This window comes from Microbacterium sp. MYb66 (assembly GCF_002979435.1).
Lineage (GTDB): Bacteria > Actinomycetota > Actinomycetes > Actinomycetales > Microbacteriaceae > Microbacterium.
In genome coordinates this window covers 206787-225222 of record NZ_PCOV01000003.1, presented here as the reverse complement: position 1 = coordinate 225222, position 18436 = coordinate 206787, and the positions used below count along the sequence as shown (strand labels likewise).

17 protein-coding genes are annotated in these 18436 nt (G+C 68.3%); 4 read left to right on the top strand and 13 right to left on the bottom strand.

The window, feature by feature from the left end; translation table 11 throughout:
• Window positions 1-20 precede the first annotated feature (20 nt).
• Window positions 21-1439 (bottom strand): MFS transporter, encoded by a 1419-nt coding sequence (locus CQ045_RS08320; RefSeq protein ID WP_105722595.1) that lies wholly within the window; start codon window positions 1437-1439, stop codon window positions 21-23.
• A gap of 111 nt (window positions 1440-1550) precedes the next feature.
• Between CQ045_RS08320 and CQ045_RS08315 the strand changes: the two genes are divergently transcribed.
• Window positions 1551-2567, top strand: coding sequence for a LacI family DNA-binding transcriptional regulator (locus CQ045_RS08315; RefSeq protein WP_105722593.1), 1017 nt, complete (start codon window positions 1551-1553; stop codon window positions 2565-2567).
• 3 nt (window positions 2568-2570) lie between these two features.
• Here CQ045_RS08315 and CQ045_RS08310 read toward each other — a convergent pair whose 3' ends face one another.
• Entirely contained in the window at window positions 2571-3503 is a 933-nt protein-coding gene (locus CQ045_RS08310; RefSeq protein ID WP_105722591.1) for a nucleoside hydrolase, read from the bottom strand.
• Between the two features lie 115 nt (window positions 3504-3618).
• On the opposite strand from CQ045_RS08310, the gene CQ045_RS08305 reads away from it, so the two are divergent.
• The gene (locus tag CQ045_RS08305; RefSeq protein ID WP_105722589.1) at window positions 3619-4464 is read left to right on the top strand and encodes a ribokinase; all 846 of its coding nucleotides are present in this window, start codon (window positions 3619-3621) and stop codon (window positions 4462-4464) included.
• Between the two features lie 35 nt (window positions 4465-4499).
• On the opposite strand, the gene CQ045_RS08300 is transcribed toward CQ045_RS08305, so the two are convergent.
• The 11 genes from CQ045_RS08300 to CQ045_RS08250 all read right to left on the bottom strand — a co-directional run bounded on the left by CQ045_RS08300 (window position 4500) and on the right by CQ045_RS08250 (window position 16705).
• On the bottom strand, window positions 4500-6677 hold the full coding sequence (locus CQ045_RS08300; protein WP_105722587.1) for a N,N-dimethylformamidase beta subunit family domain-containing protein: 2178 nt from the start codon (window positions 6675-6677) through the stop codon (window positions 4500-4502).
• Between the two features lie 28 nt (window positions 6678-6705).
• The gene (locus CQ045_RS08295; RefSeq protein ID WP_105722585.1) at window positions 6706-7728 is read right to left on the bottom strand and encodes a substrate-binding domain-containing protein; all 1023 of its coding nucleotides are present in this window, start codon (window positions 7726-7728) and stop codon (window positions 6706-6708) included.
• A 66-nt stretch (window positions 7729-7794) separates the two neighbouring features.
• On the bottom strand, window positions 7795-8838 hold the full coding sequence (locus CQ045_RS08290; RefSeq protein WP_105722583.1) for an ABC transporter permease: 1044 nt from the start codon (window positions 8836-8838) through the stop codon (window positions 7795-7797).
• Window positions 8835-9674, bottom strand: coding sequence for an ATP-binding cassette domain-containing protein (locus CQ045_RS08285; protein ID WP_105722581.1), 840 nt, complete (start codon window positions 9672-9674; stop codon window positions 8835-8837). Before CQ045_RS08285 ends, CQ045_RS08290 begins: the two co-directional genes overlap by 4 nt.
• Window positions 9675-9709: 35 nt before the next feature.
• Entirely contained in the window at window positions 9710-10477 is a 768-nt protein-coding gene (locus CQ045_RS08280; RefSeq protein ID WP_105722579.1) for an SDR family oxidoreductase, read from the bottom strand.
• Window positions 10478-10548: 71 nt separating this feature from the next.
• Window positions 10549-11355: a sugar phosphate isomerase/epimerase gene (locus CQ045_RS08275; RefSeq protein ID WP_105722577.1), complete on the bottom strand. Its 807-nt coding sequence runs from the start codon at window positions 11353-11355 to the stop codon at window positions 10549-10551.
• Window positions 11352-12845 carry an L-fuculokinase gene (locus CQ045_RS08270; protein ID WP_105722575.1) on the bottom strand — a complete coding sequence of 498 codons (1494 nt, stop codon included), beginning with the start codon at window positions 12843-12845 and terminating at the stop codon, window positions 11352-11354. Before CQ045_RS08270 ends, CQ045_RS08275 begins: the two co-directional genes overlap by 4 nt.
• 2 nt (window positions 12846-12847) lie before the next feature.
• Window positions 12848-13345 (bottom strand): secondary thiamine-phosphate synthase enzyme YjbQ, encoded by a 498-nt coding sequence (locus CQ045_RS08265; protein WP_181156499.1) that lies wholly within the window; start codon window positions 13343-13345, stop codon window positions 12848-12850.
• 50 nt (window positions 13346-13395) lie between these two features.
• Window positions 13396-14301, bottom strand: coding sequence for a carbohydrate ABC transporter permease (locus tag CQ045_RS08260; RefSeq protein WP_105722571.1), 906 nt, complete (start codon window positions 14299-14301; stop codon window positions 13396-13398).
• On the bottom strand, window positions 14298-15167 hold the full coding sequence (locus tag CQ045_RS08255; protein ID WP_181156498.1) for a carbohydrate ABC transporter permease: 870 nt from the start codon (window positions 15165-15167) through the stop codon (window positions 14298-14300). The genes CQ045_RS08260 and CQ045_RS08255 overlap by 4 nt, the downstream gene beginning before the upstream one ends.
• A 92-nt stretch (window positions 15168-15259) precedes the next feature.
• The gene (locus tag CQ045_RS08250; RefSeq protein WP_105722567.1) at window positions 15260-16705 is read right to left on the bottom strand and encodes an extracellular solute-binding protein; all 1446 of its coding nucleotides are present in this window, start codon (window positions 16703-16705) and stop codon (window positions 15260-15262) included.
• A gap of 202 nt (window positions 16706-16907) precedes the next feature.
• Between CQ045_RS08250 and CQ045_RS08245 the strand changes: the two genes are divergently transcribed.
• Both CQ045_RS08245 and CQ045_RS08240 read left to right on the top strand, forming a co-directional pair.
• Window positions 16908-17687, top strand: coding sequence for a DeoR/GlpR family DNA-binding transcription regulator (locus CQ045_RS08245; RefSeq protein WP_105722565.1), 780 nt, complete (start codon window positions 16908-16910; stop codon window positions 17685-17687).
• Window positions 17684-18433 carry a triose-phosphate isomerase gene (locus tag CQ045_RS08240; RefSeq protein ID WP_105722563.1) on the top strand — a complete coding sequence of 250 codons (750 nt, stop codon included), beginning with the start codon at window positions 17684-17686 and terminating at the stop codon, window positions 18431-18433. The genes CQ045_RS08245 and CQ045_RS08240 overlap by 4 nt, the downstream gene beginning before the upstream one ends.
• Window positions 18434-18436: the final 3 nt, after the last annotated feature.

Here is an 18436-nt window from a genome sequence, read left to right as displayed (position 1 = left end):
CTCCGGGAAGAAAGCCGGAGCTATGCCTTCAGCTCGGCGTTCACCGGCTTCGGGATGAACAGCGAGAAGACGAAGGCGCCGACGAGCACCACGGCACCCGTGATCAGCGCGGCGACGTAACCCGCGGCCGCGGCGTCCGACTGCGCGGCGAACGAGGTCTGCGCCGCGTAGATGACGACGAAGCTCAGTCCCGCGCCGAGGTTGATGGCACCCGTGTTCAGCCCGGGGAGCGAACCGGGCCGCTCCTTCGGCGAGAGCACGACGCCCAGCCCGTTGAGCATGATGTTGCCGATGCCGGCGTAGGTGATGCCGACCGCGACGGAGAGGAGGAGCAGGACGAGACGCGACGACGTCTCGACGTTCGCGACCATCAGCCCGAGCACGACCACGGTGCCGCCCAGACCGATGCGCAGCATCGTGCGGTAGCCGACCGTGGCGGCGAGCCTGCCGCTGAGTGGCCCCATCAGCAGACCGGCGAGCGCGTACGGCATCAGGATCCACAGAGACACCTCCGCGGCACTCATCGCGAGGTTCATCGACGAGTCCTGCGCGAGCGCCGGGACCACGCCGTTCATGATCGCGAAGATCCCGGACAGAGTGAGGAGCGAAGTGGCGCTCAACGCCCAGGTGGCGCGCTGCTTGAGCTGGGGGATCGAGACGAGCGGGTGATCGACCGTGCCCTCGAGCTTCCAGAAGGAGACGAACGAGACGACGGCGACCACAGCGAGGACGATCACGAGGATCATGTCCGCATCCGCGAGCGTGCCCAGCTCGTTCAGAGCGACCAGCATCGAGCCGACCGAGACGACCAGCAGCAGCGATCCCCACCAGTCCATCCGCGGGCGGTCCTCGGCCATCGTCTCAGGCGCGAGGAAGCGCACGACCAGTGCGGCGCCGACGGCCACACCGGCCATCGTCCAGAAGATCGAGGCGAAGCCGTGGTTGGTCGCCAGGTACCCGCCGAGCAGTGCGTCGCCGCCCGCGATCCCTCCGTTGACCGCGGTCACGACACCGAGCAGGGTGCCGTAGATCTTCGGATCCTTGACCGCTGCGCGCAGCATGATCAGGCAGAGCGGGACGACCGGCCCCGAGACACCCTGGATGAGGCGGCCGATGAACAGCATCGGAACGTTGGTCGCCAGTGCTGCGACGACGCAGCCCACGGCCATGACCACGAGCATGCCGACGAGGACGCGACGGCGCCCGATCAGGTCACCGAGCCGCGGGAGGAAGAGGGTGAAGAGGGCGGCGGCGGTGAAGAACACCGTCTGCGTCGCCGCGATCTCGGAGGCCGTCGCATCGAGTTCGCGCTCCATCGTCACCAGGGCGGGGCTCAGCATGCTGGCGTTGAGCTGGAAGGCGAGGCACGCGGCGAGGAGCGCGATCATCAGCGACACCACGCCGGTCCGGGTGCGAACCGCATCTACTTGATTGGTCATTACTCACTTCTTCGTGTCGAATCGTTGGCTGTTCGCGTGCGTAATCCTTTACGCACGCCCTATCTTTGAGTCGTGGTGCCGACAACGGCACCGTGGGGAGATCGAGGTGTGATGAAGAAGGCGTCGGTCACGCTGCACGAGGTCGCCGCCGCGGCGGGCGTCTCGATCGCGACGGTCTCCCGGGCCCTGAACGGCAAGGACCGCGTCTCGGAACGCACCGCGGAACATGTCGCGCAGGTGGCCGAGCAGCTGGGCTATCGAGTCAACCTCATCGGTCGCGGCCTGCGCGCCGGTACAGGTGCCACGATCGGTGTCGTCGTCCCCGTCATCAGCAACCCCTTCTACGGTGAGCTCATCCACCGCCTCGAGGACCATCTGCAGCGTGGCGGGTTCGATCTCGTGATCGCCGACTCGCACGGCGACGTCGACCGCGAACGCGACCGCCTCCGCATGCTCGTCGAGCGCCGGGTCGAAGGCGTCTTCGTCGTCCCCTCGGATGCCGAGCTCTCCTTCGACGCGGTCGCGGACACCGCTCGGCGAGTTCCGCTCGTGCAACTCGACCGCCACGTGATCGACCTTCCAGCCGACTTCGTGGGAGTCGACAACGGGCGTGGCATCGAACTCGCGGTCGACCACGTCCTCTCCCGCGGTGCCCGCCGGGTCGTCCTCGTCTCGGGGAACGACGTCACGTCGGTCGGGCGCGAGCGACGTGCCGCCTTCGAAGCGACGGTGCGCGGCCGATCGCTGCCGCAGGAGGAGAACGTCTTCGGCGAGTACCTGCTCGAGTTCGGTGAGGAAGCCGCACGGATGCTGCTGGAGCGCGGCCCCCTCCCCGATGCCATCGTGGCCGGCGACGACCTGGTCGCCGCCGGTGTCATCGCCGCACTGAAGCGCGCGGGCAAGCGGGTCCCGGTCGACGTGCAGGTGACCGGCTTCGACGGCACGATGCTCGCCGACGTCTGCGAGCCGCGGTTGACGACGGTGGTCCAGCCGTTCGACGACCTCGCGCGCGAGGCGACGGAGGCACTCGTCCGACGGATGGACGAGCCGGATGCTCCGTATGTTCTCAGCCGTCTCGCGCCGACCCTGCGGGTGGCCGAATCCACGACCCCGGCTCCGCCGCGCTGAGCGTCAGGCCAGTTCGCCGACAGCATCCGTCACCAGGTCCCAGAATTTCGCCACGTCGAGGGTGATCGCGACGTCGGTGTTCGGCTCCTTGCCCAGCATGTCGTGCAGATCGACGCAGGTCGCGCCGGCGGTGAACTCGCCCGTCGTCTCGATGTCGACGTGGCACCGCTGGATCGTGGCGACGGCCCGGTCGATCGCGATGGCCACCGTGATCGGGTCGTGCAGCGGCCCCTCCGGCATCCCCTCCACCTTCTCGTAGGTGCTGCAGAAGAAGCGCAGCAGTTCGACGCCGAATGCCGACGTCGCGTTGCCGACCGCCCCGATCCGCTGGATCACGTCCTCGGTGATCAGCGCCTGGTGGGAGATGTTGAGCCCCACCATCGTGAGCGGGAGGCCGGACGCGAACACCACGGCAGCGGCCTCGGGGTCGGCCCAGGCGTTGAACTCCGGGTACGCACCCACGTTTCCGCGCCCGGTGGAGCCGCCCATCCAGATGATCTCCTTGATGTTGCGCGCGGCTTCCGGATGCTGCTGCAGGAGCAGCGCGATGTTGGTCAGCGGCCCCGTGGGGATGACCGTGATCGGCTCCGGGGACGCCTCGAGGGTGTCGGCCAGGAACTGCACGGCGTGGCGGGTGTCCAGCGGAACCGTGGGCTCGGGGAGGACCGGTCCGCCCAGCGCGTTCTCGCCGTGGATCCACGCGCCCGGGGTCAGCTCCCGCGTGAGGGGTTTGTCGGCACCGGCGGCGACGGGCACGTCCGTCACGCCGGCGACCGTGAGCGCGATCTGCGCATTCCGGGTGGTGTGCTCGAGGTAGCCGTTGCCGCCGACGGTCGTCACACCGCGCAGGTCGATGGCGTCGTTTCCGGCCGCGAGCCAGATGGCGAAGACGTCATCGTGGCCGGGATCGCAGTCGAGAAGGACGGGAATGGTCATGGTGCTCCTTTGCAGATGTGCGTGCGTAAACGTTTACACTTTCTATCATGAACGTCAAGTCGGCTGCGCCGTCCGCGTTCCGACCCCGCCCGCTTCGACCCCGAAAGCTGCTTCCATGACCACTCCTGCTCTCCCGTCCCTCGTCGTCGTCGGCAGTGCGAACGTGGACATCACCGCGTTCGTCGACCGCCTCCCCACCGCGGGCGAGACCGTGGCCGGCGGGCGGCTCTCGCGCGACCTCGGCGGCAAGGGCGCGAACCAGGCCGTCGCCGCCGCGAAACTCGGCGGACGGGTGCGGATGGTGGGGGCGGTCGGCGACGACGCGGATGGCTCGTGGACCCGCGAGGAGATGGATCGCGCCGGCGTCGACGCCACCGATCTGCGCACCGTCGACGGCCCCACCGGCACGGCCCTGATCGTCGTCGACGCCGATGCCGAGAACCAGATCGCGGTCTGCCAGGGCGCCAACGACCTCGTCTCGCTCGACGATGTGACGTTCGGCGAGGACGAGGCGGTGCTGATGCAGCTGGAGATCGCCCTGTCCGTCGTCGAGGAGGTCGCCGCCACCGCGAAGGGCTTCATCGCGGTCAACGCGGCCCCCGCCCGACCGCTGTCCGAGGCGCTGTTGCGCCGAGTCGACCTGTTCATCGTGAACGAGACCGAACGGGAGCTCATGCCCGAGCTCGCCGATGCGGCACTCGTCGCGGTCACGTACGGGGCGGCGGGTGCCGCGCTCTATCGCGGCGACGAGGAGATCGCGCGAGCGGACGGGGTTCCCGCGGAGGCCGTGAACACCGTCGGTGCCGGGGATGCATTCTGCGCGGCTCTGGTGCTCGCCCTCCGCGCCGGTCATTCGCCGGCCGATGCGCTTGCGGCGGCCTGCGCGGTCGGGTCGGCAGCCGTGTCGCACCTGTCGTCACAGCCGCCGTTCGAGCACCTGAACCACTACCTCCCGGCGTGAGCCCGGGGTCGGGTGCGCCCGGATCGCCCCCGGAACTAGCGCGATTCCCGCTTCCCCGGCCGTGACAGCATCTCGTCGAGTGCGTTCGCGACGACCGTGGAGATGTTGTTGCGATAGCCGTCGTGCGAGAGCGACCCGAGGAAGCAGATCGACCCGACGCTGAAGACTGCTCCGCCGCCGGACTTCTCGAGCCAGGTCATGTCGGAGCGGACCTCGGGGCTCTGCGTGCCGCCGAGACCGGCGCGCGAAGCCATCACGTCCTCTCCGGCAAGGAGGTAGAAATCGCTGTGCCCGGTCGACGTCGCGAGCACGACCGTCTCGGTCGGGCTCCCCCTGCCGACGTCGAACCGATCGATCTCGTCACCCGACGAGCCGTCCATGATGAGGCCGAAGGTGCCGATCACCTCTTCCTCGACACCATCGAAGATGAAGGCGCAGTCCTCCGGAAGATCCGGGTTGCGCCGGTACCCCGGCGCCTTCGAGTCCCACCCCTGTGCGGTCATCCCGATGCCGGTGAGCTCATTGGGCCAGCGCCCGCGCTGACGCCACATGCCGCCGGGCTCTCCTGTCGTGCTGTGGAATCCCTCGCCCGGGGCGCCCTCGGACGGTCGCGTGCCGACGGGACCACGTCGTACCTCGATCAGGTGCGGGCGTTCGCGATCCTGACTCGTCACCCAGTAGAAGCCGTTGCCGCCCAGGTACATGAGCGAGCCGCCACTGTCGAGATGCGCGTCCAGCGCGTCCAGCATCCGTCCGCTGACGTACTCGGGATGGCTGCCGGTGAGCACGATGTCGTAGTCGGCGAGCAACGCCGCACCGTCGCGGTTGAGGTCATGGTCCGTGATCACATCGAAGGGGTATCCCTTCTCGGTGAGCCAGTCGATCAGGTAGAGGTCGGCGCTCAGGTGGCGCGGCGCGTTCTGCAGCCATGCGCGGTAGTCCGGCCGGAGATTCGGGATGGGCCGAAGGTGCGTGGAGTAGGCGCAGGTGCTGCCATCGGAGTGCACGTCGTAGAGACTGAGTCCCCACTCGGGGTGCTCGGCGAGCTCGAGGTCGCGGTGGCCGGGGTGGATCGCGTGATCGCTCATCTGGTCGCCCTCGAAGTCGAGGCGCGTGACCATCCGCTCGTTGGCGTACGCGATGTAGGTGAAGGTGGGCAGGAGCACCGCCGTCCGTGCCCGGGAGCCCCCCTCGCGCGGACGTATCGCGAACGGCACATGATCGACTGCCCCGCCGGCGCGCAGCTCGATCGCGTACACGCCGGACGCGAGCCCCTCGGGAACCGTGAACGTCAGGCTCGGTTCCCACCCGGCGTCATCGAGGTCGTCGTCATGGAAGTGCATCGCGGCGTACTGCTCCGGCACCTGGGTGAAATCGACCTGCTCATGGCGCCAGGAGTGCCCTGTCGACGCGCGCGCCGGTGTCCCGACGACGATGCCGTGGCGCTCGTGCCCGCTGACGTCGACCGCCACGGCGGTGCCCTGGTCGAGCTCGAAGCGCCACTCGGCGACCGGCACCCGGGCGCCGTCCTCAAACCTCCGATGGATCTGCGGATGCTCGAGCTTGCCGTTGAAGACGCGGTCGGGGATCCACTGCCGGCCCTCCCGACGACAGCGGACGGCCCCGATCACGGCCGACGACACGATAGCGTCCGGGGCCGCCGATCCCTCGGCCTCCACGCTCGCGCCCTCTCCGCGGCGGCCCGTCGGCGTGCAGCGGAGCACGACCGGCCGCCCCCTCGGCGCCTCGACGTGCACGCGGTACCAGCCGTCCCTCCGCCAGTTCACGGCGAGCTCGGCGAGGTTCGCGTCGTCGGGACCGCGCAGGATCAGGCGTCCCTGCGCGTCGATCACGACGCCCAGGACGCACGACCCGTCGGCGGCGAGCGCGGTGACGACCCCTTGCTCGCGCCCGGAGGAGGGCATCGTGGGCTGCATGAGGACGGACACCTCGAGACCGTCGAGGGACTGGGCCCCGAGGGAGGGGACGACCACGCAGGACCCGAGATGCACGTCCCGCAGGCCGCCCGGTACCGACCGGCCGGCGAACTCCGGCACCGGGAGGATCTTCCGTCCCGGCCCCGCCGGATTATCGTCTCCGTGCTGCAGGCGCACCAGGTCGACGTCGACGTGATCGGCGGTCGCGCTGATCATCAGATCGACGACCTCACCGGGCGCTGCCGACAGGGTGTTGAGGTATCCGGTGAGGGTCATGCGCGTTCCTTCCGTGGCTCAGCGGGGGTCAGCTGCACTCGGTCTTGTACCAGAGCGCCTCACCCTCGGGGCTGTCGACGTTCTCGCTCGTGAGAATCTCGACGGGCGCATCAACGGTCTTGGAGACCTCCTCGCCGCGCAGCTGAGCGGCGATCTGCTCGATGGCCAGCTCGCCCATCGCGAACGGCTGCTGCGCGACCGTGGCCTGCAGCACACCTTCCTGCAGAAGCTCGACGTTCGCCGCTCCGGCATCCCAGCTCACCATCTTCACGTCGCCGACGGCGTCCGCATTGCGGAGAGCGACGGCGGCTCCCGTGGAGTTGAGGTAGTTGGTGGTGTAGATCGCCTTCAGATCGGGGTACTTCACCAGCGTCGAGGCGGCGTTGGCCTGGATGATGTCGGCGGAGATCTCCGGGTACGAGATCGAGACGATCTCGATGTCCGGGTATTCCTCGAGTGCGTCTTCGAAGCCCTTGATGCGAGCCTGCGTGATCGGGTTCGTGGCGAGAGAGCCGATCGCGGCGATCTTCCCCTCTCCGCCGATGAGCTCGGCGAGGTAGGTCGTGATCTCCTTGGCGCCCTCGTAGTGGTTCGAGGCGATGAACGAGTCGTACAGCTCTTCGTCCTCGAGCTGGGCGTCGACGTCGATCACGGTGACCCCGTCGGCGCGGGCGGACTGCACCGGGATGCCGCCGGCGACCGGATCCGCCGGCGTGTAGATGAGCGCGTCGGGAGCACTCGTGAGCACGTTCTGGACGATCGTGGTCAGTTGCGCCTGGTTCTGGTTCTGCGGAGCCTGCAGCTCGCCGACGTCCATGCCGAGCTCGGCACCGGCTGCCTGCGCGCCACAGGCGACCTGCACGTAATACGGGTCTCCGGACTGCGGACCGGCGATGGCGATGGTCGCACCGGCGACGGGGTCATCGCCGTCGCCTCCCGCCTCGGGAGCGGCACCGGAGCACGCGACGAGCGGGCCCAGCAGAAGGGCGGTGGCAGCGGTCGCGACGATGAGACGCCGCGATGAGGGCTTGGTGAAGGCAGAGCTGTTCATTCGGACTCCTGTGTCGGGTGAAGGGATGGTGCGGGTGAAGGGATGGTGCGGGTGAAGGGGGTGCGCTCAGCTGGGCGCCGAGCTCGATCTCTTGAGGCTCCGGATGCGACGCAGCCGGTCGAGATACAGGGCGCCGACGAGCACGGCGCCGGTGACGACCTGCTGCCAGAAGCTCTGCAGTCCGGCGATCACGAGTCCGCTGGCGAGCACGACCGGGATCGCGTTGCCGATCGCGGTGCCGGCGATCGTGCCGACTCCGCCGAACAGGCTCGCGCCGCCGAGGATCGCGGCGGTCGCCGCGGTCAGCGCATCGAGCGAGTGACCCGAGATGTTGGTCGTGCCGTAGATCGACAGCGACAGCCAGCCGGCGAGACCGGCGAGCAATCCGGAGAGGCCGTAGATGACCGCGAGGTGCCGACGCACCGGGATGCCGGCGCGGACGGCGGCCTCTTTGTTCGAGCCGATCGCGTAGGTGTGCCGGCCGAAGACCGTGGAGTGCAGGGCGATCGCGGCGATGACGGCCACCGCGGCGGCGATCACCACCACCCACGGCACACCGAGGATGCGTCCGACCCCGAATTGCGACATCGCGAGCGGCATCCCGCTGAGGTCCTGTCCTCCGGTGGCCACCTGCGCCAGGCCGAGGGCCGCCCCGAACATGCCGAGCGTCACGATGATCGGATTGAGTTCGGCGTACGCGACGAGCAACCCGTTGATCCACCCGAGACCGAGGCCGCAGACGACGGCCACGGCAAGACCGATGAGAGCCGTCGTCCAGCCGTCTCCGCCCACCTGGCGCATCACGATCATGCTGATGACCCCCGAGAACACCAACACGGATCCGACCGACAGGTCGAACCCGGCGGTGATGATCACATAGGTGACGCCGACGGCGAGAATCAGCATGATCGAGCCGGCGAGGAACATGTTCCGCACGTTCGCCTGCGACAGGAACGGCCCGCCGTTGACGATCGCGAACACGACGACCAGCAGGATCAGTGCGCAGGTGACGACGAACAGCGGATGCTGCCATGCGCGCTCCAAGCGCTGCCGCCAGGTGGGAGGCTCAGGGGCGAGGACGGGCGCGCCCAGAGTGTCGAGAGAGGTCATCGGGTTCCTCCGGTTTCGGTCGAGTCGGATTCCGGTCGGGTCGTGCCGCCGGTCATGGTGGAGACGAGCAGCTCGAGCGAGGCCTGTGCTCGCGTGTAGCTGGCGACCCGCTGCCCCAGGCGCAGCACTTCGACCCGGTCGGCCACGGCCAGCACGTCCGACATGTTGTGGCTGATGAGGACGACGGCGAGGCCGCGACCCGCGACGCGCTTGACCATGTCGAGCACACCCTTGGTCTGCACGACCCCCAGCGCCGCGGTCGGCTCGTCGAGCAGCACCACGGTGCGCGCCCAGCTGACCGCTCGCGCGACGGCCACCCCCTGGCGCTGACCGCCGGACATGTCGCTCACCGACCCTCGGCGAGGATCGGCCGTCACCCCGAGCTGCGCGAACTCACGCTGCGCGACGGCCGCCATCGACTTGTTGTCGAGGAACCCCAAGGCACCCAGCGGTCCCTTCCGGCGCGTCTCCCGTCCGAGGAACATGTTGGCGACCGGTCCCAGGTCGGGGGCGAGCGCGAGGTCCTGCCAGACGGTTTCGATGCCCGCGGCCTGCGCATCGGTCGGCTGGTGGGCGCGGAACGGCTCGCCTCCGACGAAGACCTCGCCGTCGTCGGGGGCGAGCGCGCCCGACAGCACCTTCACGAGCGTCGACTTGCCGGCGCCGTTGTCACCGATCAGCGCGGTCACCTCCCCGGCGCGGCAGTCGAAGTCGGCACCGCGCAATGCCTGCACGTGGCCGTACGAGACGCGGATGCCGCGGGTGCTGAGGGCGGTGTCCGTCGGCCGGGACGTGGTCGTCGGGCCTGCGGTGGTGCGGGAGATCTCGGGATCCATCGGGATGCCTTTCTTCGTGATCGCGGCAGCGGGAGTCAGACGGCCGTGTATCCGCCGTCGATGGTGACCTGCTGCGCCGTCATGTAGCTCGACACGTCGGACGCCAGGAACACCACGAGGCCCGCGACGTCCTCCGGCGTGGCCATCCGTCCCTGCGGGATGAGCGAGACCCATTCGGCCTCGAGCGAGGGCTCCCGGGCGATGATCTGCCGGGTCAGGTCGGTGAGCACGTAACCCGGGGCGATCGAGTTCACGCGGATACCCGACGAGGCCCACTCGACGGCGAGCGACTTGGCGAGATGGGCGACCGCGGCCTTCGACGAGTTGTACGACGCGGCCCACTGCGGCACGTTGACGATCGAGCCCGACATCGAGGAGATGAGCACGGCGCTGCCGGTCTGCCCGGCCTCGAGCAGCGTGCGGCCGAAGGCCTGGGCCGAGAAGAACGTGCCGGTGAGGTTGACGTCGATGACCTTGCGCCAGTTGCCTGCCGTGACGTCGATCGAGTCCTCGTTGATCTCGATGCCGGCGGCGGTGAGCAGCACCCGAGGGACGCCGAGGCGCTCGGTGACGAGCGCGAAGGCCTCCGCGGTGGCGTCCTGATCCGTGACGTCGAGACGATGGCCGAGCGCCCGCACCCCGAATTCCTCCGCGAGGGATGCCGCGGTCTCCTCGACCGTGTCCAAGAGGTCGAAGAGCGCGATGTCGACGCCTTCCTCGGCGAGCGCGCGAGCGACGGCGAGGCCGATGCCGCGTCCGCCTCCGGTGACGACGGCGATGCGTCCGGCGAGATCGATCTTCATGAGTTCTCCTTGTGGTGTTCGAGCTTCAGGTGTTCCGAGTCGGGGCCCGGGGGTCGGGGGGTCGGGTGCGGTCAGGCGTCGATGAGTTCCCGGAGACGCGCGGCGGTCTGCGGCAGCGTGACCGCCGGGTCACCCGTGGTCGAGCATTCGAGGTTGATCGCGCCCCGGTAGTCGATGTCGCGGAGCGCGCGGAAGATGCCGTCCCATTCGAGCGAGCCGTGTCCGGGCAGCAGTCGGTTGTTGTCGCCGAGGTGCACATGACGCACCTGGCCCGCGGCGGAGCGGAGTGCGTCGGGGATGCTCGCCTCTTCGATCGACATGTGGAACGTGTCGGGCAGCAGACCCGCGTTCGGGTGCGCCACACGCGTCACGATGGCGAGGTTGTCGGCGACGGAGTTCAGGTAGCGGCTCTCGTAGCGATTGAGCGGTTCGAGCAGGATGGCGGCGGAGGAGCCGGCGACCCGGTCGAGGAGCTCCGTGTAGAACGCCGTGAACTCCTCGTCCTGCTCGGGCGTGAGCTGCTGATACGGATCGAACAGCGGCATCGGATCCTGGGGTCCGTACTCGAACTCGATCTCGGTCACGAGTCCCAGTTCGGCGCACACGTCGGCGGCCTCGCGATACATGTCGCGGCACTGCGCCCGCAGTTCGGCGCTCTCCGACATGGCGTGACCGTAGATGTCACCCGTGAGGACGAACTCGACGGGGCGGACCCCGGTGCGTGACTCGAGCGCGGCGAGCTCGGCGTGCACGTCACGATTCCACTCTTCGCGCGGCTGGAACACGGCGATGGCGTCATAGCCCCATTCGCGCAACTGCTCCGCCTGAGCGGTCAGCGAGTTCCCGGGGATCATCGGGGTGGAACAGCAGAGGATCATCTTCCTTCTCCTTCTGGGCGGGTCTGCACGCCGTCCGCGCCGTACAGGCGTGCGAGGGCGGCGTCGAAGCGGTCGTAGCGGGCACGTGTCATGGGGCCGGTGCGGGGGTGGTAGACGTGCGAATCCGGCGCGGGCAGTCGTGAGTCGTCGATCGACTGCAATTCGCCGGCGGCCACCAGGGCGAGGATCGCGGCGCCGCGGCACGCGGCCTCCTGCTCGTGGGGAACGCGCACATCGACGCCGCAGACGTCGGCCTTCAGCTGGTTCCAGAATCGGGATGCCGTGCCGCCGCCCGCACTCACGATCTCGCGGACCGGCTCACCGGCATCCCGGATCGCGTCGATGTTGCGACGCAGCAGATGCGCGACGCCCTCCATGACCGCGTACGCGAGATCGATGCGATCATGGCGCAGCTGCAGATCGACGAAAGCACCGCGTGCCTCGGAATTGAAGTCGGGCGGGTTGACGCCGGTCAGGTACGGAAGGAAGATCGGTGCATCCCGATGGTCCCGTTCCGCCAGTGCGCGCTCGAGCTGGTCGTAGGGCAGACCGCCGGCGATGCCGTCCCGAAACCACTCGAGCGCGACGCCGCCGCTGTCGGCGCAGCTGAAGAGCACGGTCTCGCCGGGCTGCAGCCCGGCGTGGAACGACAGCGCCGACGAGGGGTCGAAGGCCCAGTCCGAAGCGAGGAGCGATACCGCGAGAACCGTCCCTGCCGAAGCACTGACAGCGCCGGCACCGTAGGACGATGTGCCGAGCATGGCGCAGAAGTGATCGAGGGCACCCGCGTTCACGACGTAGGAACGGGCTGTCGGGAGCGACACGACGACCTCGTCGAGCACGGGTCCGATGATCGTGCCGGCCGGGATCAGCTCGGGAAGCATCTCCGGGCGCACGCCGCAGAACTCGAGCATCTCCGGCCAGTACCGGCGGCCGGGGACGTCGTACAGGTACGTGAATCCGCGGGTGGTCTCCTCGCCGACCGCACGACCGGTGAGTCGGAGCAGGACGTAGTCCTTGATCATCAGCACGTGGTGAGCAGCGGCGAGGATGTCGGGACGATGGGCGCGGAGCCAACGCAGCTTCGTCGCCGGCCACGTCGGCACCGCCTCGGTCTCGCCGGTGACGGCGAAGGCCGCTGTCGCACCGAACCACTCGTCGATCTCTGCGGCCTCGGCCACGGATCGCTCGTCCATCCAGGAGATGCCGGGCGCGAGCGGGCGCCCGGCGGCGTCGGCGAGCACGAGCGACTCCGCCTGACCGGTGATCACGATGTGCGCCACCGCGTCGGACGACGTCTCGGCATCCGACGCGACGGCGTGGATCAGGTCGAGGACGGACGCGAGGACGGTGTCCGGATCGAACTCGACGATCGCCCCCTCGCGGCGGTACTGCATCGGTGCACTCGCCGCGGCGAGCTGACGAGCGTGCTCGTCGAAGAGCACCACCTTCAGGTTCGTCGTGCCGAGGTCCACCGCGTAGACGAGCATCGTCAGCGGCCCACCACGGTGATCAGGACGGTGCGCTCACGCGCACGCACGGCGTCGAGGTCGCCGAAGTACACGCGGCCGAACTCCCCGAGGACGGGCGAGCCGTCGACGAGCGGGATGGACTCCGAGCGCCCGACGATCGACGAGATGATGTGGCCGTCGGTGTTCAGGCCCCACGAGGGGTGCTCGCCGCGGAGCTCGGCGGCGTTCTTGATGTGGATCGGTCCCGGATGCAGGTACTGCCCCTCGTGACGGGCCGGCGGCACGATCTTCGCGAAGATGTTCAAGGTGTCCTGCAGCAGGAGCTGCGTGCCGTAGTACGTGATGTCCTCGGATTCCTCCTGGATGAGCACGCAGCAGCTGGTGTGCGGCGTGAACGCCTGCACGATGCCCTCGGTGACGCCCGAATCGGCGACGAAGCTGATCACCTGGTCGGTGATGTCGAAGAACTCCTGCCGCGCGGGAGTGCTGACGGTGAACGAGTGCGTCTGGACGGACATCTGGCTGTTCCTTGCTGACGAGACGGACGGGGATGAGATCGAGGAGCTGGTCATTCTGCCGACACCGCCCCGCCGGTCATGCCGGCCACGATGTGCTTCTGGACGATGAAGGCGATGATGAGCACCGGAAGGATCGTGACGGTCCCCACGGCGGCCACCTGGCCCCACGAGGTTCCGATCGGCGTGATGAGGCTCGGGATCGCGACGGGGAGGGTCTGCGTATGCCGCCCGGTCAGCACCAGTGCGAACAGGAACTCGTTCCACGAGTTGATGAGACAGAAGATTCCGGTGGAGGCGAGTCCTGGCTTCACGATGGGCAGGATCACCCGGAGGAATGTGCCCCATTCGCCGCAGCCGTCGAGGCGAGCGGCCTCATCGAGCGAGATCGGGACGGCGAGGAAGAACCCGCGCATCATCCAGACCGTGAACGGGAGCGCGAAGGTGAGATGCGCGGCGATGAGCGCGAAGTAGGAGTCGCGCACCCCCAGAGAGGACGCGAGGACGAACAGCGGGACGGCGAGGACCATCGCCGGCAGGAGTCGCGCGGCCAGCAGCGCCATCATGAACGTCTCGCCCTTGCGCGCCCGGCTGAGGCTGTAGGCGGCAGGGACCCCGACGAGCAGGGCGATCCCGGTCGAGACGACCCCGACGATCGTGGAGTTCAGAAGGTTGTCCGTGAACCCCTTCTCGAGGAACGCCTGGCGGTAGTTCTCGAGCGTCGGCGTGAAGAACAGGCTCGGAGCCGACGAGAAGATGTCGACCCGGTCCTTGAACGAGGTGACGACGAGCCAGATGATCGGCGACAGGTAGAGGAGGATCAATGCGGCCACGAGGATGCCGAGCACGACCTGGATGATGCCGGCGCGGGAGCGCCCCGGTGACGGTGCCACGGGTCGGCCGCGGCCCGCGTTGCGGGTCACGATCGCTCGTGTGTTCACGACGGTCGAAGTGCTCATGCGTCGACGCCCTTGCGGTTGAGGTAGCGGAACAGGATGGCGGCGAGTGTGGCGACCACCGCGAACGTGGCGACACCGAGGGCCGCGCCGTAACTCATGTCGAAGGCGGCGAAGCTGACGCGGTACTGGAAGATGTCGTTGACCGTGGTCGCCGATCCCGGTCCTCCCCCGGTGAGGATGTAGACCTGATCGAACTGCCGGATGGCCTCGGTCGCTCGGAACAGGATCGCGACGATCAGGACGGGACGGACCATCGGGAGCATGACGTGCCAGTAGAGCTGGAACGTGTTGCACCCGTCGAGCTCGGCCGCCTGGATCTGCGCCTGCGGAGCAGCCGAGAGACCGGCGAGCACCATGAGTGCGATGAACGGCGTCCATTCCCAGACGTCCATCACCACGAGTGCGGCGAACGCGCCGCCCGCGCTGTCGAGGACGCCGCCCTCGCCGACGAGGCCGAGGGCACGGAGGAAGTCGGTCATGAAGCCGAACTGCGGGTTGAGACCGAAGCTGAACATGAGTCCGACGACGAGCGGAGTCGCGATCATCGGCAGCAGCAGCGCCGAGGTGACGATGCGACGGCTGCGGATCAGTCGGGAGAGGACGACGCCGAGGATCGTGCCGATCACCGTCTCGATGCCCACGGCCAGCACGACATACGCGATGGTGACGAGGACCGCACGACCGAACTGCGCGTCGCCCAGCATCCGGATGTAGTTGTCGAGGCCGATGAAACGACCGTCGGCCTCGGCATCGACCGGACTGTACGACTGGAAGCTCAGGACCACGCTGTAGACCAGAGGGAAGGCCAGCACGATCGCCAGGATGATGAGGCTCGGCGCCTGCATGCCGAACCGCGTCCAGAACACGCGGTTCCGAGCCCGCGATCGGAGGGCGGTGCGAGCGCCGCCCTCCGATCGCGGCGGTCTCACGGGCGGTCGTTCCGTCGTGGTCGACATGATCAGAACGCCTTCAGCGGGAGCTTGTCGCCGAGGACGCCCTCGATCTCGGACTGCGCGTCGTCGAGTGCCTTCTGCGGTGTCGAGTCGCCGACGAGCGCGGTCGACACCTGCAGAGCGAGCTGGTCGAGCATCTGCGGCCACTCGGCGTTCCGCGGGCGGGCGAGGGCGTTCTCGAGACTCGCGAGCTGCTGCGGCCAGGAGGGCAGTGCGGCGACGAGTTCGGGGTCTTCGAACGCCGACCGCGTCGCGGGCACTCCGCCCATCTCACCGATCTTCTTCTGCACCGGCGCGGACAGCGCCCAGGCGACGAAGAGGTATGCAGCATCCTTGTCGACGGCCTGCGTGCTGACCGTGTAGGTCCACGCGCCGTGCAGAGCGTGGTGCTCGTCCCCCTCGGTCGCGACCGGCACGTCGCCGTAGCCGATCTTGCCGACCACGGCCGACTGAGACTCGTCTTCCATCGCTCCTGCGGTGTCACCCCAGGAGATCGCCTGCGCCGCGATGCCCTGCTGCAGGTTGGCGGTGACCTCGTCCCAGGTGGCGGAGGTGAATCCCGGAGGGGCGAACTCGCCGAGCGACTTCATGTACTCCAGGCTCTCGACCGATGCGTCGCTGTCGACGATGAGCTCGCCCTCGTCGTCCACCACACCGCCCCCGAAGCCTCCGGCGTAGTTCATCCACTCGAAGACGGCGGCCTCGTGCCGCTTGCCGGCCATCGTCACGCCGTACATGGGCTCGCTCAGGACCTCGCCGGCGAGGGTCTCGCCGGCATCACGGGTGAAGAACTCCGCGATGTCGCTGTACTGCTCCCACGTCTGGGCCGGCGCGAGCTCGTAGCCGTACTCGGCGGCGAACGCGGCCTTCTCCTCGGCGTTCTCGAACAGGTCGGCGCGGTACAGCATCATCGTCACCGCGCTGTTGGACGGCATGCCGTAGGACTTGCCGTCCCACGTCGCCGCGGTCTCCCAGAGTCCGGAGACGATGTCGGTCTCGTCGAACTCCTCCCCCACCCGGTCGGCGTTGGCCTCGATGAGCGGGGTGATCTCCTCGACGTAGCCGCTGCCCGCGTATGCGCCGAGATAGTCGTAGGGGATCGAGACGACGTCGTAGTCGCCCTGCGCGGTGGAGAAGTCGAGCGTGACGCTCTGGACGAGCTGGGCGAAGGGTGCGGTCTCGATGTTGACCTCGATCCCCGTCTTCGCGGTGAACTCGGGCGCGAGCTCGGCGAGGACCTCGGAGTTCAGCGTCGCCTCGGCCAGGACGTTGAGCTCGGTGCCGGCGAACTCCTGGGACCAGCCGTCGGCGGCTTCAGGATCGACGTCGGTGCTGGACGACCCCCCGCAGCCACTGACGGTGAGGGCGACGACGGTGACCACGCCGGCGGTGAGCCCTGCGCGAGCAGCGGTCTTCCGGCGGCCGGGTGCAATGCGATTGGAGTGGTACATCGGCGTCCTTCGTATCGGCGGTGATCGGGATCCACGACCGGAAAGCTGTGATCGCGTTTCACGTCAATGTAATTGCTTCACACTCAGCCCGCAAGAGTTTCGGGAAATTATGTGAATCGTTTACACATTGGTAACACGGTGTGATAGATTTTCGATTCGCGGATCCCTCGGGATCACACCGGTGGGAGTCGGAGGGATCGGGATGAGCGGAATCACTCCGCAGCGCAGACGCGTGGAGATCGAATCGCTGATGAGCGAGACGGCGGAGGTGGACATCCAGAGTCTGGCCGTCCACTTCGGCGTCTCGGAGATGACGATCCGTCGCGACCTCGGCACGCTCGAAGAGGAGGGGATCGTCCGCCGTCTCGTCGGAGGGCGCGCCCTGCTGCTGGATGCGAAGAGCCGTGAGCCCGCGCTGTCCACCCGCGCGCAGGCCGCCCACGAGACCAAGGCCCATATCGGCCGCGCCGTGGCCGATCTGCTCGTCGACGACGAGGTCGTCTTCATCGACGGCGGCAGCACCGCCCTCGCCGTCGCCCACGCACTGCGCGGCACGGGAAAGCGGCTCACCGTCCTCACCCGCAGCATCCTGGTGGTCTCGGAACTGGCGCAGGAGCCGAGCATCGAGATCTTCATGCTCGGTGGTCGGGTGAAGTCATCGGAGATGCTCACGACGAGCTCCACGATGTCCGACGATCTGCGCCACTACAACGTCGACTCCTACGTCATGGGCATCAGCGGCGTGCACCCCACCCGCGGACTGACGGACTACGACCCGGACGAGAGCGCCGGCAAGCGCCTGGCCCTGGACCGATCCGATCGTGTCATCCTCGTCGCCGACCACTCCAAGCTCGGCCGGGTTCTGATGTCGCGCGTCGCCGCGGTCGACGACATCGACGTGCTCGTCACCGATTCCGACCACGAGGCACTGGCCGGCATGCCCGCCGCCGTGAATGTGGTGATCGTGGAGCCGCCTCAGTGAACGGTCGCACATTGCGTTCCCCCTTCTTCGAGATCGGGCCGAAGAACCTGCTCCGGCTACCGGAGATCGTCTCGGTGGCCGAGGCCGCCGCATCCGCCGGTGAGCGTCACGGCGTCTCGGTCATCCTGACCGTCCCCACCGCGCTGATCGCCCCGGTGCGCACTGCCGTCCCCGGCGTCTTCGTCTTCGCGCAGGGTGTCGACGACGAAGAGCCCGGCAAGAGCGTCGCTCGAGTGCTGCCCGAGGCGCTCGCGGATGCGGGCGCTCATGGCGTGATGCTGAACCACGACGCCAGTCCGCTCGCACCCGATGCGCTGGCACGCGCGATCCGTCGCGCTCACGAGAACGGTCTGATGACCATGGTGTGCGCCGGCGACGACGAGTCCGTGATGGGTCTGGTCGATCTCGCGCCGACGATCGTGCTCTACGAACCCCCGAATCTGATCGGCAGCACCGAGAGCACGGAACGTCCGTGGATCCCCGAGATCGACCGGAAGGTGGCCGAGCACGCACCCGGCATTCTGATGATGCACGCCGGCGGCGTGTCCAGCCCGGACGACGCCTTCGCGATCATGCGAGCCGGCGCTCAGGGAACCGGATCCACCTCCGGCGTCCTGCAGGCGAAGTCTCCGCCGGCTGCCGCCGAGGAGTTCATCGCCGCGACGCGACGAGGATTCGACGCGCAGCGCCGTTCGTCGGCGAGAGCGGAACGCTCTGACCGGTCGACCGCCCGCCCCCTCGTCTGACCG